Source organism: Pseudomonas sp. A6 (genome assembly GCF_052367875.1).
Lineage (GTDB): Bacteria > Pseudomonadota > Gammaproteobacteria > Pseudomonadales > Pseudomonadaceae > Pseudomonas > Pseudomonas citronellolis.
In genome coordinates, this window is sequence record NZ_CP198970.1 from 716389 (window position 1) to 738861 (window position 22473).

Annotated in this window: 19 protein-coding genes; 3 read left to right on the forward strand and 16 right to left on the reverse strand. The window is 66.1% G+C overall.

Annotation, left to right across the window (positions count from 1 at the left end):
• Positions 1-33 precede the first annotated feature (33 nt).
• From rpoD to rpsU, 3 genes are all read right to left on the reverse strand, one after another.
• On the reverse strand, positions 34-1884 hold the full coding sequence (gene rpoD / locus ACTWJ5_RS03195; RefSeq protein WP_009615539.1) for an RNA polymerase sigma factor RpoD: 1851 nt from the start codon (positions 1882-1884) through the stop codon (positions 34-36).
• Positions 1885-1962: 78 nt separating this feature from the next.
• Complete coding sequence (gene dnaG, locus ACTWJ5_RS03200) at positions 1963-3981, reverse strand: DNA primase (protein WP_444437458.1); 2019 nt, start codon at positions 3979-3981, stop codon at positions 1963-1965.
• A gap of 190 nt (positions 3982-4171) precedes the next feature.
• A complete protein-coding gene (gene rpsU, locus ACTWJ5_RS03205) occupies positions 4172-4387 on the reverse strand; it encodes a 30S ribosomal protein S21 (RefSeq protein WP_003085057.1) in 216 nt (71 codons plus the stop codon).
• A gap of 203 nt (positions 4388-4590) precedes the next feature.
• Here rpsU and tsaD point away from each other — a divergent pair, with 203 nt between their 5' ends.
• Entirely contained in the window at positions 4591-5616 is a 1026-nt protein-coding gene (gene tsaD / locus ACTWJ5_RS03210; RefSeq protein WP_116425450.1) for a tRNA (adenosine(37)-N6)-threonylcarbamoyltransferase complex transferase subunit TsaD, read from the forward strand.
• A 93-nt stretch (positions 5617-5709) separates the two neighbouring features.
• Here the strand turns inward: tsaD and plsY are convergent, their stop codons facing one another.
• On the reverse strand, positions 5710-6279 hold the full coding sequence (plsY, locus tag ACTWJ5_RS03215) for a glycerol-3-phosphate 1-O-acyltransferase PlsY (RefSeq protein WP_074984348.1): 570 nt from the start codon (positions 6277-6279) through the stop codon (positions 5710-5712).
• Positions 6280-6361: 82 nt separating this feature from the next.
• On the opposite strand from plsY, the gene folB reads away from it, so the two are divergent.
• Together folB and folK are read left to right on the forward strand one after the other, a co-directional pair.
• Complete coding sequence (gene folB / locus ACTWJ5_RS03220; RefSeq protein ID WP_043269307.1) at positions 6362-6715, forward strand: dihydroneopterin aldolase; 354 nt, start codon at positions 6362-6364, stop codon at positions 6713-6715.
• Positions 6706-7242, forward strand: coding sequence for a 2-amino-4-hydroxy-6-hydroxymethyldihydropteridine diphosphokinase (gene folK / locus ACTWJ5_RS03225; RefSeq protein WP_249917982.1), 537 nt, complete (start codon positions 6706-6708; stop codon positions 7240-7242). The genes folB and folK overlap by 10 nt, the downstream gene beginning before the upstream one ends.
• A 228-nt stretch (positions 7243-7470) precedes the next feature.
• Here the strand turns inward: folK and ACTWJ5_RS03230 are convergent, their stop codons facing one another.
• The 12 genes from ACTWJ5_RS03230 to ACTWJ5_RS03285 all read right to left on the reverse strand — a co-directional run bounded on the left by ACTWJ5_RS03230 (position 7471) and on the right by ACTWJ5_RS03285 (position 22449).
• Positions 7471-8697, reverse strand: a complete 1227-nt coding sequence (locus ACTWJ5_RS03230) for a multifunctional CCA addition/repair protein (RefSeq protein ID WP_444437459.1) — start codon at positions 8695-8697, stop codon at positions 7471-7473.
• A gap of 275 nt (positions 8698-8972) precedes the next feature.
• The gene (locus ACTWJ5_RS03235; protein ID WP_444439521.1) at positions 8973-9482 is read right to left on the reverse strand and encodes a DUF4136 domain-containing protein; all 510 of its coding nucleotides are present in this window, start codon (positions 9480-9482) and stop codon (positions 8973-8975) included.
• A 58-nt stretch (positions 9483-9540) separates the two neighbouring features.
• Positions 9541-11094, reverse strand: coding sequence for a SpoVR family protein (locus ACTWJ5_RS03240; RefSeq protein WP_074984341.1), 1554 nt, complete (start codon positions 11092-11094; stop codon positions 9541-9543).
• The gene (locus ACTWJ5_RS03245) at positions 11091-12362 is read right to left on the reverse strand and encodes a YeaH/YhbH family protein (RefSeq protein WP_058487628.1); all 1272 of its coding nucleotides are present in this window, start codon (positions 12360-12362) and stop codon (positions 11091-11093) included. The genes ACTWJ5_RS03240 and ACTWJ5_RS03245 overlap by 4 nt, the downstream gene beginning before the upstream one ends.
• 204 nt (positions 12363-12566) lie before the next feature.
• Positions 12567-14489 carry a PrkA family serine protein kinase gene (locus tag ACTWJ5_RS03250; protein WP_444437460.1) on the reverse strand — a complete coding sequence of 641 codons (1923 nt, stop codon included), beginning with the start codon at positions 14487-14489 and terminating at the stop codon, positions 12567-12569.
• A gap of 275 nt (positions 14490-14764) precedes the next feature.
• Positions 14765-15094, reverse strand: a complete 330-nt coding sequence (glpE, locus tag ACTWJ5_RS03255; protein ID WP_043269294.1) for a thiosulfate sulfurtransferase GlpE — start codon at positions 15092-15094, stop codon at positions 14765-14767.
• 22 nt (positions 15095-15116) lie between these two features.
• A complete protein-coding gene (locus tag ACTWJ5_RS03260; RefSeq protein WP_444437461.1) occupies positions 15117-15941 on the reverse strand; it encodes a symmetrical bis(5'-nucleosyl)-tetraphosphatase in 825 nt (274 codons plus the stop codon).
• Positions 15941-16321, reverse strand: a complete 381-nt coding sequence (gene apaG, locus ACTWJ5_RS03265; RefSeq protein ID WP_043319225.1) for a Co2+/Mg2+ efflux protein ApaG — start codon at positions 16319-16321, stop codon at positions 15941-15943. The genes ACTWJ5_RS03260 and apaG overlap by 1 nt, the downstream gene beginning before the upstream one ends.
• Before the next feature lie 28 nt (positions 16322-16349).
• Positions 16350-17156, reverse strand: coding sequence for a 16S rRNA (adenine(1518)-N(6)/adenine(1519)-N(6))-dimethyltransferase RsmA (gene rsmA / locus ACTWJ5_RS03270; RefSeq protein WP_444437462.1), 807 nt, complete (start codon positions 17154-17156; stop codon positions 16350-16352).
• Between the two features lie 93 nt (positions 17157-17249).
• A complete protein-coding gene (gene pdxA, locus ACTWJ5_RS03275; protein ID WP_444437463.1) occupies positions 17250-18251 on the reverse strand; it encodes a 4-hydroxythreonine-4-phosphate dehydrogenase PdxA in 1002 nt (333 codons plus the stop codon).
• A 132-nt stretch (positions 18252-18383) separates the two neighbouring features.
• On the reverse strand, positions 18384-19676 hold the full coding sequence (surA, locus tag ACTWJ5_RS03280) for a peptidylprolyl isomerase SurA (RefSeq protein ID WP_261747052.1): 1293 nt from the start codon (positions 19674-19676) through the stop codon (positions 18384-18386).
• A complete protein-coding gene (locus tag ACTWJ5_RS03285) occupies positions 19657-22449 on the reverse strand; it encodes an LPS-assembly protein LptD (RefSeq protein WP_253391652.1) in 2793 nt (930 codons plus the stop codon). Before ACTWJ5_RS03285 ends, surA begins: the two co-directional genes overlap by 20 nt.
• Positions 22450-22473: the final 24 nt, after the last annotated feature.

The window sequence follows — 22473 nt, forward strand, 5'->3', positions numbered from 1 at the left end:
AAAAACCCCCGGGCTGTGCCGGGGGTTCTTCGATCACTCGTCGAGGAAGGAGCGCAGGTGCTCGCTTCGCGACGGGTGGCGCAGCTTGCGCAGCGCCTTGGCTTCGATCTGGCGGATACGCTCGCGGGTCACATCGAACTGCTTGCCGACTTCCTCGAGGGTGTGGTCGGTGTTCATGTCGATGCCGAAGCGCATGCGCAGCACCTTGGCTTCCCGGGCGGTGAGGCCGGCGAGGACTTCGCGGGTGGCTTCCTTGAGGCTCTCGCTGGTCGCCACTTCGATGGGCGACTGCATGGTGGAGTCCTCGATGAAGTCGCCCAGGTGCGAGTCTTCGTCGTCACCGATCGGGGTTTCCATGGAGATCGGTTCCTTGGCGATCTTCAGGACCTTGCGGATCTTGTCTTCCGGCATGTCCATGCGTTCGCCCAGCTCTTCCGGGGTCGGTTCGCGGCCCATTTCCTGCAGCATCTGGCGGGAAATGCGGTTGAGCTTGTTGATGGTCTCGATCATGTGCACCGGGATACGGATGGTGCGCGCCTGGTCGGCGATCGAGCGGGTGATCGCCTGGCGGATCCACCAGGTGGCGTAGGTCGAGAACTTGTAGCCGCGGCGGTATTCGAACTTGTCCACCGCCTTCATCAGGCCGATGTTGCCTTCCTGGATCAGGTCGAGGAACTGCAGGCCGCGGTTGGTGTACTTCTTGGCGATGGAGATCACCAGACGCAGGTTCGCCTCGACCATTTCCTTCTTGGCGCGGCGGGCCTTGGCCTCGCCGATGGACATGGCGCGGTTGACGTCCTTGATTTCCGAGACCTTGAGGTCGACGTTGCTTTCCAGCGCGGACAGCTTCTGCTGGTTGCGGATGACGTCGTCCTTCACGCGCTCCAGGGCTTCGGCGTACTTCGGCTTGGCCTTGAGCACGCTGTCGACCCAGGCTTCGTCGGTTTCCCGGCCGGGGAACAGGCGCAGGAAATCGGCGCGCGGCATGCGGGCGTCACGCACGCACAGTTGCATGATGGCGCGTTCCTGGCGGCGCACCTGGTCCAGGGCGTCGCGCACGCGGGTGACCAGGGCGTCGAACTGCTTGGGCACCAGCTTGATCGGCATGAACAGCTCGGCCAGGGCGAGCATTTCCGCATCGGCCTGCTTGCTGCCGCGGCCGTGCTTCTTCAGCGCCTTCTTGGTCTTGTCCAGCTGGTCGGCGACCAGGCCGAAGCGGCGCGCGGCCTCTTCCGGGTCCGGACCGCCGTCGCCTTCGTCTTCGCTGTCGTCGTCGGACTCCTCGTCCTCTTCCTCGTCATCCTTGGCCTTGGCGTCGCCGCCCTTGTCCTTGAGGTCGAGTTCGACTTCCTCGGCGGGAACCGAGCCGTCGTCCGGGTCGATGTAGCCGCTGAGGATGTCGGACAGGCGGCCGCCTTCGCTGACCACCCGCTGGTATTCGTCGAGGATGCCGTCCACCGCGCCAGGGAACTGGGCGATGGCGCTCATGACTTCGCGGATGCCTTCCTCGATGCGTTTGGCGATTTCGATCTCGCCTTCGCGGGTCAGCAGTTCCACGGTGCCCATTTCGCGCATGTACATGCGCACCGGGTCGGTGGTGCGGCCGACGTCGCTCTCCACCGCGGCCAGGGCGGCGGCGGCCTCTTCGGCTGCGGCTTCGTCGGTATCGGTTTCGGCCAGCAACAGGGCATCCGCATCCGGGGCTGTCTCGAATACGTTGATCCCCATGTCGTTGATCATGCGGATGATGTCTTCCACCTGTTCCGGATCGGAAATATCCTCCGGCAGGTGGTCGTTGACCTCCGCGTAAGTCAGGTAGCCCTGCTCACGACCACGGCTGATCAACTCTTTGAGACGAGATTGCTGTTGCGCTTTTCCGGACATAACACCCTATCCACTGAAGGTCTTGGCGGGCTGAAATAAGCCGAGGATTATACCAGATTCGAGGCTTCAGGCGCCAGTTCAGCTCTGGGGGCCTGGTGAAGAGGCATTGCTGAAGTGTTCCCTCAATAGAGCTTTCTCTTCGTCAGTCAGTTCACTGGGGCTCTTCTGCATCACGTTGCGCAGCCGCGCCTCGCGGCTATTGTGCAGCTGACTGTGTGCAAGTGTAGTAATGGTGTCGCAGAACTGCTTTTCAAGATTGCCCTGGTCGATCAGCCATTCCTTTTCCGCCAGGGCCTGCAGCAGGCGTCCTTGCGGGGTGCCGTGCCAGCGCGCGATCAGTTGCATCGAGCGCTGCTTCGGGTTTTTCTGCAGCGCTTCGACGAGCGCTGCCAGCAGCTGCGAGTAGGTCTGCCCTTCGTTGGCGAAATGGCTGGCGTCCTCGACCTTCTGCGCCAGCTGCGGGTGGTGCAGCAGGGTGCGCAGCGCGGTCAGGGTGGGCGATTCGACGCTGATCTCGGTGCGTGGCTGGCGCGGGGCGAAGTCGCCGCGCTTGCCGCCCTTGCCTCCTTTGCCGTCCCATTTGCGCTCGCCTTTCCAGGGCTTCTTGCCCGCTTTGCCGCCAGCGAAATCCGACGGCGCCTCGAAATAGCTGGCGCTGTCCTGGTAGCTGGGCTCGCCGTGATCGGCGAAGTGGCCTACATCGTAGTCGCTGTATTCGTGCGCATGGCTGTCCAGGGCGGCGCTTGGCGTGGCCTGGCCGTGCCCTTGGCCATGGCTTTGGCCGCCGCTTGCGCGCGGCGCGTTCAACTGGTTCAGCGCCTCGCCGCTCAGGCCGGTGAGCTGGCCCAGGCGCTGGCGCATCAGCAGACGCAGGGTGTTGCCGGGGATCTTCTCCAGCAGCGGGCCGGCCAGGGTCGCCAGGTGCGCCTTGCCTTCCAGGGTGCTGGGGTCGGCTTCCTGCATCAGCTGCTGGAAGAAGTAGTCGGCCAGCGGCTGGGCCTGCTGTACCAGGCGCGCGCGGAAGGCGTCGGGGCCTTCGGCGCGGACCAGGCTGTCCGGGTCCTCGCCTTCGGGGAGGAACAGGAAGCGGATCTTGCGCCCGTCCTGCAGGTTCGACAGGGCCGATTCCAGCGCGCGCCAGGCGGCCTTGCGTCCGGCCTGGTCGCCGTCGAAGCAGAACAGGATGTTCGGCACCAGGCGGAACAGGCGCTTGATGTGTTCCTCGCTGGTGGCGGTGCCGAGGGTGGCCACGGCGTTGCGGATGCCCTGTTGCGCCAGGGCGATCACGTCCATGTAGCCTTCCACCACCATGATCTCGTCGAGGTCGCGGTTGTTCTTGCGCGCCTCGAACAGCCCGTAGAGCTCCTGGCCCTTGTGGAATACCGGGGTTTCCGGGGAGTTCAGGTACTTGGGCTTGTCGTCGCCCAGCACCCGGCCGCCGAAGGCGATCACCCGCCCGCGGCTGTCGCGGATGGGGAAGATCACCCGGTCGCGGAAGCGGTCGTAGCGCTTGCCGCTGTCGGGGTTCTCCACCAGCAGGCCGGCGTCGAGCATGGCCTTGAGCTGCAGGTTGTCGCCGCCCAGGTGCTTGACCAGGTTGTCCCAGCCCGGCGGGGCGAAGCCCAGGCCAAAGTCGCGGGCGATCTCGCCGGTCAGGCCGCGGCCCTTGAGGTATTCCACCGCGGCCTTGCGCGCCGGGTGGCTCTTCAGCGCCTGGCGGTAGTAGTCGGCGGCGGCGCTCAGCAGCGGGTACAGCGGCGAGTCGGTCGGCTGCCGCGGCTTGCCGCGCCGGCCTTCCTCACGGGGGATGTCCATGCCGGCGCGCTTGGCCAGGTCCTCCACGGCCTGGACAAAGTCCAGGTTGTCGTGGTCCATGATGAAACCCAGCGCGTTGCCGCCGGCGCCGCAGCCGAAGCAGTAGTAGAACTGCTTGTCGGGGCTGACGGTGAAGGAGGGTGTCTTCTCCTTGTGGAACGGGCAGCAGGCGCTGTAGTTCTTGCCGGTCTTCTTCAGCTGGATGCGCGAACTCACCACATCGAGGATGTCGGTGCGGTTGAGCAGGTCATCGATGAAGGATTGCGGAATCAGGCCGGCCATAGACTCGTCGGGACGCAGGATGGACCCAGGCATACACCCAAGGCTGGCTTGGAGTATGGCATTTCATGGGGCGTGAAAAGCAAAAAAACTCCGAGCTTCGCCAGGTGCGAATCGGAGTGCGGTGTAGCTTTTCAGGCACTCGCCCGGCGAGTGGGCCGGGCGATGTGCAGAGCGTGCGGCTGAGTCGAACTCAGTACAGACGCTCGCGGCGGCGCTGTTCGCGCTGCACTTTCTTGGCGTGACGCTTGACAGCGGCAGCGGCCTTGCGCTTGCGCTCGGCGGTGGGCTTCTCGTAGAACTCGCGGCTACGGACTTCAGCCAGTACACCGGCTTTTTCGCAGGAGCGCTTGAAACGACGCAGGGCTACGTCGAAGGGTTCGTTCTCTTTAACTTTGACGGCGGGCATCCAGGTCGTACCTTCAATGATTACCGGGGATTTATCGCGCTCCTGGCAGTAGGCACTGGAGACGGCGGTTTTCAAGGGTTGCGGATATTAACGGTTCGGGCTCAGGAATGCAAAGCCTCCGATCGAAAAACGCTGGTCGGTACCCGCAGCGGGCGATTATCATGCGCCGCTTCCCATTTGCCCAGAGTTGAAGGCTCGAACCCATGCGTGTGCTGGGGTTGGAAACCTCCTGCGACGAAACCGGCGTCGCCCTCTACGACAGCGAACACGGCCTGCTGGCCGACGCGCTGTTCAGTCAGATCGATCTGCATCGCGTCTACGGCGGGGTCGTGCCCGAGCTGGCCTCGCGCGACCACGTCAAGCGCATGCTGCCGCTCATCCGCCAGGTGCTCGACGAGGCCGGCTGCCAGCCGGAGCAGATCGACGCCATCGCCTACACCGCCGGCCCCGGCCTGGTGGGCGCGCTGCTGGTCGGCGCCTCCTGCGCCCAGGCCCTGGCGTTCGCCTGGGGCATACCGGCGGTCGGCGTGCACCACATGGAAGGCCACCTGCTGGCGCCCATGCTGGAAGAGCAGCCGCCGCAGTTCCCGTTCGTCGCCCTGCTGGTCTCCGGCGGCCACACCCAGTTGGTGCGGGTGGATGGCATCGGCCGCTACCAGCTGCTCGGCGAGTCCCTGGACGACGCCGCCGGCGAGGCCTTCGACAAGACCGCCAAGCTGCTCGGCCTGGGCTACCCCGGTGGCCCGGAGATCGCCCGCCTGGCGGAAAAAGGCACGCCGGGGCGCTTTGTCTTCCCGCGGCCGATGACCGATCGTCCGGGCCTGGACTTCAGCTTCAGCGGCCTGAAGACCTTCGCCCTGAACACCTGGCAGCGTTGCCGGGAGGCGGGCGACGACGGCGAGCAGACGCGCTGCGACATCGCCCTGGCGTTCCAACAGGCGGTGGTCGAGACGCTGACCATCAAGTGCCGCCGCGCCCTCAAGCAGACCGGCCTGAAGAACCTGGTGATCGCCGGCGGGGTGAGCGCCAACCGCGCCCTGCGCGAGCACCTGCAGAAGATGCTCGGCGAACTCCGCGGCCAGGTGTTCTATGCCCGTCCGCGGTTCTGCACCGACAACGGCGCGATGATCGCCTACGCCGGCTGCCAGCGCCTGCTGGCCGGCCAGCACGACGGCCCGGCGATCGACGTGCGCGCGCGCTGGCCGATGGAGTCGCTGCCGGCGGTATAAAAAGATGGCTGCAAGCGACAGGCGGCAAGCTGCCAGCGGCGTGCCGCCACTTTTCGCTTGCAGCTTGTCGCTGGTGGCTTGAAGCTCCCTGTCCTAGAAATGTCGCTCGCGCCCGGCCACGAGATCGCGCAGGTTGCCGCGGTGGCGCCAGACGATGAGCCCGGTGAGCAGTGTCATCGGCAGCAGCGCCGCCGGCAGTTGCCAGGCCAGCAGCGGCAGGGTGAGCGGGGTGGCGACCAGCGAGGCGAGCGAACTGGTGCGCGAGAGCTTGAAGGTGAGCAGCCAGGCCACCGCGGCGAGCAGCGCGGCCGGCGGGTAGAGCGCCAGGAGCATGCCGGCGGCAGTGGCCACGCCCTTGCCGCCACGGAAGTTGAAGTACAGCGGGTAGAGGTGGCCGATCACCGCCGCCACGCCGACCCAGGCCTCCTGCATCGCGCCCAGGCCGAACAGGCGGGCGACGAGCACCGGCACCAGGCCCTTGGCCAGGTCGCCGACGAGGGTGAGGATGGCGGCCTTCTTCCCGGCCAGGCGCAGCATGTTGGTGGCGCCGGGGTTGCCGGAGCCGCCGGCGCGCGGGTCGGCGGTGCCGAAGAGGCGACTGAGGAGTACCGCGAAGGACAGCGAGCCGAGCAGGTAGGCGAGGATCGCCAAGAGCCAGACCATGGTTTCCACCGGGGACGAGACTGTCCCCGATTCTAGCGGGGTGGCGTACGCTTGTCGTGCACTGGCCTTGGAGCAGCAGTAAGTGGACAAAGTTTTTATCGAGGGCCTGGAAGTGGACACCGTGATCGGCGTCTACGACTGGGAGCGGGGGATACGCCAGTGCCTGCGTCTGGACCTAGACCTGGGCTGGGACATCCGCCCGGCGGCGGCCGACGACGACATCGCCAAGGCGCTGGACTACGCGGTGCTCTCCGAGCGCATCGGCGAGTTCGCCCGTGACGCGCACTTCCAACTGGTGGAAACCTTCGCCGAGCGCCTGGCCGCGCTGCTGATGGGCGAATTCGGCATCCGCTGGCTGCGCCTGCGGGTGACCAAGCCGGGTGCGGTTGCCGCTGCTGCCGGCGTTGGCGTGGAGATCGAACGCGGATGCCGCTGACCACCGTTTTCCTCGGCCTGGGGAGCAATGTCGAGCGCGAGCGTCATCTGCACGCCGGGCTTGAGGCGCTTACCGGCTTCGTCCGCAACCTGCGCTGCTCGCCGGTGTTCGAAAGCGAGCCGGTGGGCATCCGCAGCGGCCCCTTCATCAATCTGGTGGTGACCGGCGAGACCGAGCTGCCGCTGGCCGAGCTGAGCCTGCGGCTCAAGCACATCGAGGCCGACAACGGCCGCTACGCGCCGGAGCGCAAGGGCCTGCCGCTGGATATCGACGTGCTGCTCTACGGCGACCTGCACGGCGAGTTCGACGGCCTGGTGCTGCCGCGCGCCGAGGTGCTGAAGAACGCCTTCGTGCTCTGGCCCCTGGCGCTGTTGGCACCCGATGTGCGTCATCCGGGCGCCGGGCGTGACTTCGCCAGCCTTTGGGCCGAGGCGGACATCGACCAGCGCCTGTGGCCGGTGCCCTTCCAGTGGCGCGGCGCCGAGCTGACGCCGGCGGAATTGATCGCGGCGCACCCGGCGGCCTGATCCCGTCTGCCTTTCGTAGGAGCGAGCTTGCTCGCGAACCCGCATTCCCTCGTTCACGGAGGAAAGCGTTCGCGAGCAAGCTCGCTCCTACAAGAGGGCGGGGTGTAGGGCGGATAACGTTCGACGTTATCCGCCGTTTGACCTGGGCTCCAGGCCACTCCGGGTTTGGCCTTGGAGTTGGCGGTGGTTTGGGGTGTGGCGGCGTATAACCGCGAACGGTTATACGCCCTACGGTTGGGCTTCCTTGTAGGCCTTGAGTGCCTTCAGGCGTTCGCGCTTGAGGGCTTCGCCCAGTTCCGCGCCCTTGAAGCCCTTTTCCAGCAATGGCTGTACCGCCACTTCGCGGGCCGCCTTGGCGGCGCCGCGCAGGTAGTCGGCCTGTGGATAAGCGCGGTTTTCCAGGCCGTGGCGGCCGCGGGCGTCCATTTCGCTGGCGGCGATGAATTCCTCGAAGCGCTGCGGCCGGCGGTAGACGTCGAAGGCCTGCAACAGCTCCAGCAGGGTGTTGGGCCGCAGTTCCAGGGCGCGGTGGGCGTGGGTGTGGTATTCGCCGACCAGGCGCGCCAGTTCCTGGCAGTCGCGCGGCGCCTTGAAGCGGGTGTTGACCGCGTCGATCAAAGGCAGGCCCAGGTGTTCGTGGGCGATGTGCCGGGGCCAGTCCTCGCGGCGGGTGCGCGCCTTGCCCAGGTCGTGGAGCAGGCAGGCCCAGCGCACGGCCAGCGGCTGGCGGTGCTCGGCGCACTGGCGCAGCACGGCCAGCAGGTGTTCGCCGGTGTCGATTTCCGGGTGGTGCTGGGCTGGTTGCGGCACGCCGAACAGGGCATCTACCTCGGGCATCAGCACGGCCAGGGCGCCGCAGTCGCGCAGCACCTGGATGAACACGTCGGGGCGGGCTTCCATCAGCGCGCGGGCGATTTCCTTCCAGCTGCGTTCGGGCGTCAGGGCTTCCAGCTCGCCGGATTCGGACAGCTCGCGCATCAGCGCCAGGGTTTCGTCGGCGACCTTGAAGCCCAGCGGCGCGAAGCGCGCGGCGAAGCGGGCCACGCGCAGCACGCGCAGCGGGTCTTCGACGAAGGCCGGGGAGACGTGGCGCAGCAGGCGGGCTTCGAGGTCGCGCTGGCCGCCGTAGGGGTCGATCAGCCGGCCGTTATCGTCCTCGGCCATGGCGTTGATGGTGAGGTCGCGGCGCACCAGGTCTTCTTCCAGGCTCACGTCGGGGCTGGCATAGAAGGTGAAGCCGCCGTAGCCGCGGCCGCTCTTGCGTTCGGTGCGGGCCAGGGCGTATTCCTCGCCAGTCTTGGGATGGAGGAATACCGGAAAGTCCGCGCCCACCGGGCGGTAGCCCTTCTCGAGCATGTCTTCGGCGCTGGCGCCGACCACCACCCAGTCGGTATCGCTGACCGTTTGGCCGAGCAGACGGTCGCGAACGGCGCCGCCTACCTTGTAGATCTGCATGAAGCTTTCTCCTGTCAGGGGGGTAGCTTCGGGCTTCGGAGAGCAGGGGGCAAGCCTGTAGGCGCGCGCCCTGCGCGCGAATCGCGGGCAGGGCCCGCTCCTACAGGGAATTGCGTGGGTGGGGCGGCGTAGGAGCGGATCTCATCCGCGAATCGCGCCGGAACCTCCGGCTATCGCGGACAAGGTCCGCTCCGGCAAACGCGCACCGTAGGATGGTGTTGAGCGAAGCGATACCCATCGCCACGACCGCATGGGTATCGCAAGCTCAACCCATCCTACGGGGTGGCCTGGGGAATCTGGCTTACCAGCGTCTCGACCGCGTGGCGCAGCAGCTCGCTGCTGGCGTGGGCCGGGCTCAAGCCGGTGCTGACGGTGCCTTCCCAGAGCACCTGGTCCCGCAGGTCGGTCAGGCGCACGCGCAGGGTGCCGGTCTCGTCGCGCAGGCGGTGGATGGCCAGGTAGGGGCCGAGCGCCTGTGGCGGCGGCACGTCGACCTTGAATTCCAGCGGCGCGTCGCGCAGGGCCAGCCAGTAGTAGACGCGCAGTTGCGCGGCGCCGGCCTCGCGGTAGCCGCGCTGCTCCAGGCCCTGGCGCAGCCAGGCGTTGATCAGCGGGTAGCGGCTGGCATAGGGCAGGGCGTCGACGGCGTTTTCCGGGGGCATCAGCCGGAAGGCCTGCAGCCCCGCCAGGCGGCCATCCGCCGCCTGGGTCACGCGGGCCTGGGGTATCTGCGTGGTGCAGGTCGCGAGAGCGAGGCAGAGCAGGAGGATGGCGAAAAGACGCATGGCGACCTCGGCTGGGCTTGGTGCCATGCTCGGTCCTGCCCCGGGGAGGGTCAACCGATCAAATGGGCGGGATGATCAGGTCCAGCCGCGGGTAGCCGTCCTCGTTCTCGCGTTCACCCTTTGGGGGCATGTGGTGGGTCTGCACGACCTGCTCGCCGTTGAGGGTTTCCAGGTGGATGTCGAAGCCCCACAGGCGGTGCAGGTGCTTCATCACGTCCTCGGTGGATTCGCCCAGCGGCTGGCGGTCGTGCTGCTGGTGGCGCAGGGTCAGGGAGCGGTCGCCGCGGCGGTCGACGTTCCAGATCTGCACGTTGGGCTCGCGGTTGCCCAGGTTGTACTGCGCGGCGAGGGTCTCGCGGATCTTGCGGTAGCCGTCGTCGTCGTGGATGGCGTCGACCAGCAGGTCGTCCTTCTGGTCGTCGTCGAGGATGCTGAACAGCTTGAACTCGCGGATCACCTTGGGCGAGAGGAACTGCAGCACGAAGCTCTCGTCCTTGAAGCTCTTCATGGCGAACTTGAGGGTGGCCAGCCAGTCGCTGCCGGCGTAGTCGGGGAACCAGCGGCGGTCTTCCTCGGTGGGCTCCTCGCAGATGCGGCGGATGTCGCGGTACATGGCGAAGCCCAGGGCGTAGGGGTTGATGCCGCTGTAGTAGGGGCTGTCGAAGCCGGGCTGGTAGACCACGCTGGTGTGGTACTGGAGGAACTCCATCATGAAGCCGTCGGTGACCAGGCCCTCGTCGTAGAGGTCGTTGATCAGGGTGTAGTGCCAGAAGGTCGCCCAGCCTTCGTTCATCACCTGGGTCTGGCGCTGCGGGTAGAAGTACTGCGCCACCTTGCGCACGATGCGCACCACTTCGCGCTGCCAGGGTTCCAGCAGCGGGGCGTTCTTCTCGATGAAGTAGAGGATGTTCTCCTGCGGCTCGCTGGGGTAGCGCGCCAGTTCCTGTTCCTTGTCCTTGCCGGCAGCGCGCGGGATGGTCCGCCACAGGTCGTTGACCTGGCGCTGGATGAGTTCCTCGCGTTCCTTCTGGCGCTGCCGTTCTTCCTCGGCGGAGATGGGGTAGGGCCGCTTGTAGCGGTCGACGCCGTAGTTCATCAGGGCGTGGCAGGAGTCCAGCAGGTCTTCCACCGCGTCGATGCCGTAGCGTTCCTCGCACTGCATGATGTACTGCTTGGCGAACACCAGGTAGTCGATGATCGAGCTGGCGTCGGTCCAGGTGCGGAACAGGTAGTTGCCCTTGAAGAAGCTGTTGTGCCCGTAGCAGGCGTGGGCGATCACCAGCGCCTGCATGCACTGGGTGTTTTCCTCCATCAGGTAGGCGATGCAGGGGTCGGAGTTGATGACGATCTCGTAGGCCAGGCCCATCTGCCCGCGCTTGTAGTTCTTTTCCGTGCTGAGGAAATGCTTGCCGTAGGACCAGTGGTTATAACCGATGGGCATGCCGACCGAGGCGTAGGCGTCCATCATCTGCTCGGCGGTGATGACCTCGATCTGGTTCGGGTAGGTGTCCAGCGCGTAGCGCTCGGCGATACGGCTGATCTCCCGGTCGTACTGGCGGATCAGCTCGAAGGTCCATTCCGACCCGGTGGCGATGGGCTGGCGCTTGCTCATGCGACTAGCCTCCTCTGGAACAGTTCGCGGAACACCGGGTAGATGTCCGCGGCGGAGACGATCTGCTGCTGGGCGAAGCTGTCTTCGAAGGCTTCGCGCACCCGTTCGTACTCGAACCACAGCGCCTGGTGCTCGCGCGGGGTGATCTCGACGTAGGTGTAGTACTGCACGAACGGCATGATCTGTTTCATCAGGATATCGCGGCAGACGGGCGAATCGTCATTCCAGTTGTCGCCGTCGGAGGCCTGGGCCGCGTAGATGTTCCACTCGTGGGTGGGGTAACGCTCGGCCATGATCTCCTGCATCATCTTCAGCGCGCTGGAGACGATGGTGCCGCCGGTTTCCCGGGAATAGAAGAACTCTTCCTCGTCCACCTCGCGGGCGCTGGTGTGGTGGCGGATGAACACCACTTCGATCTTCTCGTAGTTCCGCTTGAGGAACAGGTACAGGAGGATGAAGAAGCGCTTGGCGATGTCCTTGGTCGCCTGGGTCATGGAGCCGGAGACGTCCATCAGGCAGAACATCACCGCCTGGGAGGTGGGGTTGGGCTGCTTGATCAGCAGGTTGTACTTGAGGTCGAAGGTGTCCAGGAAGGGCACGCGGTCTATGCGCGCGCGCATGCGGGTGATTTCCTGCTCCAGCGCCTGGATGTCGCCGAGGTTGTCCGGCTCCTCGCGCTTGAGCCGTTCCAGTTCGGCCACGGCGGCGCGCAGCTTGCCGCGGGTGGAGCCGGTCAGGGCGATGCGCCGGGCGTGGGCCGAGCGCAGGGTGCGGACGATGTTGATGCGCGAGGGGTTGCCGTCGTTGCTGATGCCGGCGCGCACGGTCTTGAAGGTGTCGCTGCCGGTGATGTGGCGCTTGACCAGGTTGGGCAGTTCCAGGTCCTCGAACATGAAGTCGAGGAATTCCTCCTGGGTGATCTGGAAGACGAAGTCGTCCATCCCCTCGCCCTGGTTGCTGGCCTTGCCGCCGCCACGGCCACCGCCGCCGCCCTGGGGCCGGGCGATGTGCTCGCCGGTGGTGAATTCCTTGTTGCCCGGGTGGACGATGGTCTGCCGCCCGCCACGGCCGTGGTGAAGGATGGGTTCGTCGATGTCGCGGCCGGGGATGCTGATCTGCTCGCCGTGCTCCATGTCGGTGATCGAGCGCCGGCTGACGGCCTCCTCGACCGCCTTCTTGATGTGCTCACGGTAACGCCGCAGGAAGCGCTGGCGGTTCACCGTGCTTTTGTTCTTGCCGTTCAGACGGCGGTCGATCACGTAGCTCATACGAGCCCTCCGGGCTGAGGCTGGAGGCTGGAGGCTGGACGGGGTGCGGCTTTGCGTCCAGCTTTCAGCTTTCCACCTTGAGCGGCTTTGGGTTGCTGCGATTTACGTACCCGCCAGCACCACTTCTACGAGCCCTCCGCGCCGAGGCTGAAGGGGCGGCTTTTTCGTCCAGCCTTCAGCCTCCAGCCTTGAGCGGCTTTGAAGTTACTGCGACTTACGTACGCGCAGATACCATTCCGACAGCAGGCGCACCTGCTTCTCGGTGTAGCCGCGCTCGACCATGCGCCGGACGAAGTCGTTGTGTTTCTGCTGGTCCTCCTTGCTGGCCTTGGCGTTGAAGCTGATGACCGGCAGCAGGTCCTCGGTGTTGGAGAACATTTTCTTCTCGATCACCACGCGCAGTTTCTCGTAGGACAGCCAGCTGGGGTTCTTGCCGTTGTTGCCGGCGCGGGCGCGCAGCACGAAGTTGACGATTTCGTTGCGGAAATCCTTCGGGTTGCTGATGCCGGCCGGTTTCTCGATCTTCTCCAGCTCCTCGTTGAGGGCGGCGCGGTTGAGGATTTCGCCGGTTTCCGGGTCGCGGTATTCCTGGTCCTGGATCCAGAAGTCGGCGTAGAGCACGTAGCGGTCGAAGATGTTCTGGCCGTATTCGCTGTAGGACTCAAGGTAGGCGGTCTGGATTTCCTTGCCGATGAACTCCACGTAGCGCGGCGCCAGGTATTCCTTGATGAAGCGCAGGTAGCGCTCGCGGGTTTCCGGCGGGAACTGCTCCTGCTCGATCTGCTGCTCCAGCACGTAGAGCAGGTGCACCGGGTTGGCCGCCACTTCGTGCGGGTCGAAGTTGAACACCTTGGAGAGGATCTTGAAGGCGAAGCGGGTGGAAAGCCCGGCCATGCCCTCGTCGACCCCGGCGGCATCGCGGTATTCCTGGATCGACTTGGCCTTGGGATCGGTGTCCTTGAGGTTTTCGCCGTCGTAGACGCGCATCTTCGAGTAGATGTTGGAGTTGTCCGGCTCCTTCAGGCGCGACAGCACGGAGAACTGCGAGAGCATCTTCAGGGTGTCCGGGGCGCAGTGCGCGTGGGCCAGCGAGCTGTTGATCAAAAGCTTGTCGTAGATCTTGATCTCGTCGGTGACGCGCAGGCAGTACGGGACCTTGACGATGTAGATACGGTCGATGAAGGCCTCGTTGTTCTTGTTGTTGCGGAAGCTGTGCCACTCGGACTCGTTGGAGTGGGCGAGGATGATGCCGCTGTAGGGCAGCCCGCCCAGGCCCTCGGTGCTGTTGTAGTTGCCCTCCTGGGTGGCGGTCAGCAGCGGGTGCAGGACCTTGATCGGCGCCTTGAACATCTCGACGAATTCCATCAGGCCCTGGTTGGCCCGGCACAGCGCGCCCGAGTAGCTGTAGGCGTCGGCGTCGTTCTGCGGGAATTCCTCCAGTTTGCGGATATCCACCTTGCCGACCAGGGCGGAGATGTCCTGGTTGTTCTCGTCCCCCGGCTCGGTCTTGGCGATGGCGATCTGGTTGAGGATCGAGGGGTGCAGCTTGACCACGCGGAACTGGCTGATGTCGCCGCCGAACTCGTTGAGCCGCTTGGTCGCCCACGGCGACATGATCGAGCGCAGGTAGCGCCGCGGGATGCCGTAGTCTTCCTCGAGGATGGCGCCGTCCTCATCCGGGTTGAACAGCCCCAGGGGCGATTCGAACACCGGCGAGCCCTTGATGGCGTAGAAGGGCACCTTCTCCATCAGTTGCTTGAGCTTTTCCGCCAGGGACGACTTGCCGCCGCCCACCGGGCCGAGCAGGTAGATGATCTGTTTCTTTTCTTCCAGGCCCTGGGCCGCGTGGCGGAAGAAGGCGACGATCTGGTCGATGCATTCTTCCATGCCGTGGAAGTCGGCGAACGCCGGGTAGCGGCGGATCACCTTGTTGGAAAAGATTCGCGACAGCCGTGGGTCGGTGGAGGTATCCAGCAGTTCCGGCTCGCCGATGGCCATCAGCATGCGCTCGGCCGCGGTGGCGTAGGCGGTCTTGTCCTGCTTGCAGATATCCAGGTACTCCTGCAGGGAGTATTCCTCCTGGCGGGTCGCTTCGAAGCGTTCCTGGAAGTGACTGAAAATACTCATGACGTCTCCTCGCTCGATGCATGGAGCCGGCACGGGATCGGTGTGAGTGGGTGCGGACGGGCTGCCAGCGTGGCCGGCGAATTTCCCCCAGAACTCCAACGGTACCTGGCTTGCGCCCTGAACCGCCCCAAATGGTCACTGCCGATTCCCGGAAGCCGGTGGGCCGGCTCTCCCCTTTTGGATGGCCTGAGGAAAAGGATAGTTCGTTATCCGGCCTGTAAAGGGGAATCGGGTGAGAAGTTACAGATTTATTTGTGGAACCTCGGCCGGGCCCCTCAGTCCGCCTGGCCGCTGCTGGTATCCGCGGGATAGACGCTGCGCCACAGTTCGAAGCCGCCGTCGACGCTGTACACGTCGGTGAAGCCCTGCTGGACGAAGTAGGCGGCTGCGCTCTGGCTGGAATTGCCGTGGTAGCAGAACACCAGCAGCGGGGCGTCGAGGTCGGCCTGGCGGATGAAATCGGCCACCGAGTAGTTGTCGATGTGGCGGGAACCGGTGACGTGGCCCATCGCGTAGCTCTGCGGGTCGCGGATGTCCACCACCTGGGCGCCGGCCTGGCGCAGCTGGTGGGCCTGTTCGGGGGCGATGCGCTTGAATTCGCTCATGTTCTCTGCTCTGTGGGTGGGCTCAGCCGGCGTTGCCGGCGCAGCTGCAGGCGATGCGTTCGCCGCTGTCGACGTTCAGCAGGGTCATGCTACCGCCCCACACGCAGCCGGTGTCCAGTGCGTAGAGGCCAGGCACGTCGCACTGGCCTTCCAGCGCCGCCCAGTGGCCGAAAATGATCTTGCGCCCGGCGGCCTTGCGCTCGGGGTAGCTGAACCAGGGGGCATAGCCTTCCGGCGCTGTGTCCAGGCCTTCCTTGCTCTTGAGGTCGAGCTTGCCGTCGGGGGTGCAGAAGCGCATGCGGGTGAAGTAGTTGGTGATCACCCGCAGGCGGTCGATGCCGTGCAGCTTCTTGTCCCACTTGGCCGGCTCGTTGCCGTACATGCCTTCGAGGAACAGCGGCAGGCGCTGGTCGTCGCGCAGGGCTTCCTCCACCTCGGCGGCGCGCTGCAGGGACTTCTCGATGCTCCACTGCGGCGGGATGCCGGCATGCACCAGGGTGACGTCGCGCTGGGCGTCGTGGTGCACCAGGGGCATGTTGCGCAGCCAGTCGAGCAGGTCGTCGCGCTCCGGCGCCTCGAGGATTTCGCGCAGGGTGTCGGCCTTCTTCAGGCGCTCGGCGTTGTAGGCCACGGCCAGCAGGTGGAGGTCGTGGTTGCCCAGCACGCAGACCACCGAATCGCGCATGGCGTAGAGGTAGCGCAGGGTTTCCAGCGACTGCGGGCCGCGGTTGACCAGGTCGCCGACCAGCCACAGCTTGTCGCGGGCGGGGTCGAAGGCTACCCGCTGCAGCAGTTGCTTGAGCGGCTCCAGGCAACCCTGCAGGTCGCCCACGGCGTAGGTGGCCATCAGTGCAGCGCTCCGGGAACGGCGAGGCGGAACACCGGGATCTCGGCGTCGAAATGGTGGCCATCGGCGGCGACCATCTGGTAACTGCCGGACATGCTGCCGACCTTGGTGGCCAGCACGGTGCCGCTGGTGTAGGTATGGCTGGCGCCCGGCTCGATCAGCGGCTTCTCGCCCACCACGCCGGCGCCGCGCACTTCCTGCACGTGGCCGTCGCCGTCGGTGATGATCCAGTGGCGGCTGAGCAGCTTGGCCGCCTGCTCGCCCTGGTTGTGGATGGTCACCGTGTAGGCGAAGACGTAGCGCTGCTGCTCCGGCTGCGATTGCTCGGGCAGGTGGCGGGTGGTGACACTGACGGAAATCTGGTATCGGGGATCGCTCATGCTCGGCTCGGGCGTCTCGTCGAGGGTTTCACTGCTCGGGGGCCAGTTCCGCCAGGCGGTTGGCCAGGCGCACGAAGTCGGCCACGTCCAGCTGTTCCGGGCGCAGGCTGGGGTCGACGCCGGCGGCTTCGATGTCTTCGATGGACATCAGGCTGCGCAGGGTGTTGCGCAGGGTCTTGCGGCGCTGGTTGAAGGCTTCGCGGACGATGCGTTCGAGCAGGCGGTGGTCCTTGGCCGGGTGCGGCGGCTCGGCGTAGGGCGCCAGGCGGACGATGGCCGACTCCACCTTGGGCGGCGGGTTGAAGGCGCCGGGGCCGACGGTGAACAGGTAGTCCACCTTGCAGAAGTACTGGACCATGATCGACAGCCGGCCCCAGTCGCCGCCGCCGGGCTCGGCGGCCAGGCGCTCGACCACTTCCTTCTGCAGCATGAAGTGCATGTCCTGGATGATCCCGGCGTGCTCCAGCAGGTGGAAGATCAGCGGTGTGGAGATGTTGTAGGGCAGGTTGCCGACCACCCGCAGCTTCTCGCCGGCCTGGGGCAGGGTGGCGAAGTCGAACTTCAGGGCGTCGCCCTGGTGCAGGCGGAAGTTCGGCTTGAGGCCGAAGCGCCACTTCAGCTGCGGGATCAGGTCGAGGTCGAGCTCGATCACGTCCAGCTGCGCGTCGCTGTCCACCAGGCCTTCGGTCAGGGCGCCCTGGCCCGGGCCGATCTCCAGCAGGTGCTGGCCTTCCTTGGGGGCGATGGCGCGCAGGATGCGGTGGATCACCCCGGCGTCGTGCAGGAAGTTCTGGCCGAAGCGCTTGCGCGCGCGATGTTGGAAAAGCTCGGACATAAAGGCGGCTCCAGGCTGCAAGCGACAAGCAAGAGCCAAAGCGGTGTTCAAAAGGAGAAAAGTTTACCAGCTAGCTCCGCTTGCCGCTTGCCACTACTGGCTGCCGGCGCGAGCGGCCGCCATCTGGTAGGCCGTCTCCAGCGCCACCTGCAGGCTGCCGCCGTCGATGCGGCCAGTGCCGGCCAGGTCCAGGGCGGTGCCGTGGTCCACCGAGGTGCGGATGATCGGCAGGCCCAGGGTGACGTTCACCGCCGCGCCGAAGCCCTTGTACTTGAGTACCGGCAGGCCCTGGTCGTGGTACATGGCCAGCACCGCGTCGCAGTGCTCCAGGTGCTTGGGAGTGAAGAGGGTATCGGCCGGCAGCGGGCCGATCAGTTGCATGCCTTCGCCGCGCAGGCGCTCCAGGGTGGGCTCGATGACGTCGATTTCCTCGTGGCCCAGGTGGCCGCCCTCGCCGGCGTGGGGGTTGAGGCCGCAGACCAGGATGCGCGGCTCGGCCAGGCCGAACTTGTCGCGCAGGTCGGCATGCAGGATGCGGGTGACGCGCGCCAGGCGCTCGGGCGTGATGGCGTCGGCCACCTCGCGCAGCGGCAGGTGGGTGGTCACCAGCGCCACGCGCAGGCCGCGGGTGGCGAGCATCATCACCACCTGCGGGGTGCGGGTCAGCTCGGCGAGGAATTCGGTGTGCCCGGAGAAGGCCACGCCGCCTTCGTTGATCACGCCCTTGTGCACCGGCGCGGTGATCATCCCGGCGAAGCTGCCGTCCAGGCAGCCCTGGCCGGCGCGGGTCAGTGTCTGCAGCACGTAGCCGGCATTGGCCGGGTCGAGCTGGCCGGCTTTTACCGGCGCGCCCAGAGGGGTGTCCCAGACATAGAGCGAGCCTGCCGGGGCGGGCGCCTGCGGCCACTGGCCGGGGCCGGTTTCCAGCAACTGGATGTCCAGGCCTAGCAGGGCGGCGCGCTCGGCCAGCATCTGCCGGCTGGCGATGGCCACCAGCGGCTGGGGCTGGGCCTCGCGGGACAGCAGCAGGCACAGGTCCGGGCCGATGCCGGCCGGCTCTCCGGGGGTGAGGGCGAATGGCTTGGAGGCTTGCATGGCGGGTGTCTCTAAGGCATCGGCCGCGCCGGCGGCCGGGGTTGTTCGGGATGGGCCCACTCTACGCCCAAGTGGGGCGCGGATAAAAAGAAACCCGGCCGCGGGGCCGGGTTCCTGTGTCGCGCGGGGCGCTTACAGCTTGATCTCGACGTAGGCTTCGTCGCGGATCTGCCGCAGCCAGGCCTGCAGTTCCTCGTCGTACTTGCGGTTGCGCAGGACCTGGGCGGCCTGCTGCTCGCGGAACTTGTCGCTGCTGTCGGTGGCGCGGCGGCCGAGGACTTCCAGGATGTGCCAGCCGAACGGCGAGCGGAACGGCTTGGACAACTGGTTCTGCGGGATGCTGTTCATCACGTCGCGGAATTCCGGCACCAGGGATTCCGGATCGACCCAGTTGAGGTCGCCGCCGTGCAGCGCCGAGCCCGGGTCTTCGGAGAACTGCTTGGCCAGCTTGCCGAAGTCCTCGCCGCTCTGGATGCGCTCGTAGAGCTTCTGCGCCAGCTTCTGGGTTTCCTCGTCGCTGCGGATTTCGCTGGGCTTGAGCAGGATGTGGCGGACATGCACCTCGTCACGCACCATCTTGCTGCCGCCGCGCTTCTCTTCCAGCTTGAGGATGATGAAGCCGCCGGGAGTGCGCACCGGCTCGGTGACATCGCCCACGGCCAGGCTGCCGATCATGCCGTCGAACGGCGAAGGCAGCTGGGCGGCCTTGCGCCAGCCGATCTCGCCGCCTTCCAGGGCGTTGTCGCCGGCCGAGCGGGAAATCGCCAACTGGTTGAAGTCGGCGCCCTGCTTGAGCTGCTGGTAGATCTCCTGGGCCTGCCTGCCGGCGGCCTGGAGGGTTTCCGGCGAAGCGCCGTCCGGCACCGGGATGAGGATGTTGGCCAGGCGGTACTCTTCGGAGAGCTGGATCTTGCCCAGGTCCGAAGCCAGGAAGTTCTGCACTTCCTGGTCGCTGACCTGGATGCGCTCGGCCACGCGGCGCTGGCGCACGCGGCTGATGATCATCTCGCGGCGCACCTGCTCGCGGGCGTCGTCGTAGGACAGGCCGTCGCGGGAGAGGGCTGCGCGGAACTGGTCCAGGCTCAGGTTGTTGCGCTGGGCGATGGTGCCCATGGCCTGGTTCAGTTCCTCGTCGGTGATGCGGATGCCGGAGCGCTCGCCGATCTGCAGCTGGATGTCCTCGATGATGAGGCGCTCCAGTACCTGCTGGGTCAGCACGTGCTCGGGCGGCAGCGGCGCGCCGCGCTTCTCGATGGTCTGGCGGACTTCGCGCAGGCGTTGGTCGAGCTGGCTCTGCATGACCACGTCGTTGTCGACGATGGCCACCACACGGTCCAGCGGGGTGACTTCGGCGTGGGCTGCGGAACAGACCAGCAGGGCGCCCAGCATCAGCGGGCGCAGGGCATTACATAGAGCTGTCTTCACGTTGACGATAACCTTGGATGCCTTGGTCGAGGAAGCCTTCGACTTGGTTGCCTACAACGCCGCCAAGGCCCTTGAGGATGATTTGCAGGAAGATGCCGCGGTCGGCTTTCGAGTCGGACGTGTAGAAGTTGTCGTCGTCGTACTTCAGCCAGTAGCGGTTGACCAGTCGCAGTTTCCAGCAGCAGCTGTCGTATTCGAAGCCGCCGAGGGCCTCGAGGGTACGGTTCTGGTTGTAGTCGTACTGCCAGCGGGCGATCGCGCTCCACTGCGGGACGATCGGCCAGATGACAGAGAAGTCGTGCTGCTCGATCTTGTACTCGTCGCTGTTGTAGCTGAAGCGGCCGAGGTTCGGGTCGAACGACTTGCTGTCCGCGCGGTAGCGGTAGCCGGCGTTGAACACCTTCTGCGGCTCGGCTTCGGGCTGGTAGTGGAACATCACGCTGCCGCTGTCGGTGTGGTGCGTGTTGGGGTTCCAGTTGTAGTCCGAGCTCAGGCGCCAGTCGTGGTTGAAGCGATAGACGCCCTGCAGGGCGTAGGGCGAGCGCCAGGTGTCCGCGTCGGGGTTGTCGATCGGGTTGTTCGGGTTCGCCAGGTTGTAGTTGCGGATGTACTTCTCGGTCAGGCCCGGCAGCTGCACGCGGCGGTCGGAGAAGTAGTAGATCTGGCCGGCGCTGACGGAGGCGCGCTCGAAGCCGTTGTCCTCGATGAAGCGCGAGGTGGCGCCCAGGGATAGCTGGTTGGCGTCGCCGATGCGGTCCTTGCCGGTGAAGCGGTTCTCGCGCCACAGCGAGTCGTAGCTGAAGTTGAACTCGCCGGTGTCGAAGCTCGGCAGGTTGTCCTGGTTGCGGTACGGCACGTACAGGTACATGGCGCGCGGCTCCAGGGTCTGACGGAACTTGGTGCCGCCGAACGTGGTGTCGCGGTCGAAGTACAGGCCGCCATCGAGCTTGGCCAGCGGCAGCGAGCGGTCCGGGCTGCTGTCGTAGCTGACTTCGCCATAGTTGGTGGCGCTGTTCAGCTGTGCCTTGCCCTGGCCGTCCAGGTCCAGGTCGTACTTGGTGTACATCGCCTTCAGCGTCGGCGTCAGGAAGCCCCAACTGCTGGCCAGCGGCAGACTGATGCCGGGCTCGAAGTGCGCGCGGTCGCCGGTGGCGCGGGCCAGGCCGGAGATGTTCACGTCCGGGCGCTGGCCGAGCACGTTGCCGTCGGCGTCGAAGTAGACGTCCTCGTCCAGGTTGCGGTCGAAGCGCACCAGTTCGCTGCCGTAGGTGAACTCCAGGCCGCCCGGGTGATAGGGCAGGCGGCCGTCGAGGGTCAGCTGCGGCAGGCGGTCGTAGGGGGTCACGTCGGTCACGGTGGCCAGCTGGTAGGCCTGGGCGTTTAGGCGCGCGGTGAAGTCGTCGCCACGGTAGGTCAGGGCGCCCTGCTGGTTCACGTAGGTCGGCGAGCCCAGGCCCAGGGAGGTGTCCAGGTCCTGGAAGTAGTACGGGTCGCTGATGCGGGTGTAGTCGACCTGCGCCAGCCAGCGCGAATCCAGGCCGCTGGTGTTCTTCCAGCCGTACATCCAGCGCTGGTCGGTGAAGTGCGGCTGGCCCTCGCGGCCGTCGTCCCTGTCGTTCAGGTAGGCGGCGTTGACCTGGCCCTCGCTGCTGTGGGTCAGGTAGCGGAACTCGCCTTCCATCATCAGCCCGCGCTTGGCCATGTAGCGCGGGAACAGCGTGGCGTCGTAGTTCGGCGCCAGGTTGAAGTAGTACGGGGTGACCACGAACATGCCGGTGTCGCTGGTGCTGCCCAGGGTGGGGGGCAGGAAGCCGGACTGGCGGCGATCGTCGATCGGGAAATAGATGTAGGGGGTGTAGAACACCGGAATGTCCTTCACCCGCAGGGTCGCGTTGGTCGCGGTGCCGAAGCCGGTGGCCGGGTTCAGCTTGATGTTGTTGCCCTTGACGTACCAGGAATTGCTGCCCGGCTCGCAACGGGTATAGGTGCCGTCCTTGAGCTGGATGATCGCGTCTTCCTGGCGCTTGGCGTAGAGAGCGCTGCCGCGGACCTGGGCCTGGTGCATGACGTACTCGGCGTTGTCGATCTTCGCCTCGCCGTTGTCCAGCTGCAGGTCGGCGTGGTCGCCGACGATCAGCGCGCCGTTGTCGCGCAGGCGCACGTTGCCGGCCAGCTCGCCGCGGTTTTCCGCCTGGTGCAGGTTGGCCTCGTCGGCTTCCACCTGCATGCTGCCCTGGCGCAGGACCACGTTACCGGCCAGGGTCGCGACCTGCGACTCCTGCTCGTAGCGCGAGACCTTCGCCGAGACGTAGGTCGGTGCCTCGTCGCGCGGGGTCTTGTCGTTCATGCCCGGGCGGGTCGGTTCGATGTAGGCGCCGCTGCAGTACGGGCCGACTTCCGCCAACTGGGCGGCGGTGAGTTTCTCCCGCGGGACCCAGTCGAGGTGGCTGTAGTCGGCGCTGCGCGACTTGAGGCCTTTGCCGCCGCTCTCGGTGACCAGCTTCTGCCTGGGCTCTTCGGCTCCGGCTGCCGCACCGCCGGCGACGGTTTCGCCGCTGGCGCGGGTGCTGACCGAGCTTTCGGTATGCTCCGGACGCGGCGGCAGCGCGCTGGCCGGCTGCTGCGAGGAGCAGTCCCAGCTGCCGCCGGAGGGGGTGCAGTTGAACTGTTCGGCCGCCGTGGCGGTCGAGGAAGCGAGCGGCTGCATAGCCAGCAGGCCACCGGTCACCAGTAAGGGGAACTTTCTACGGAACACGGGGAGAATCACTGCCATCTTGTTAATCCGGGCTTCCTGCGA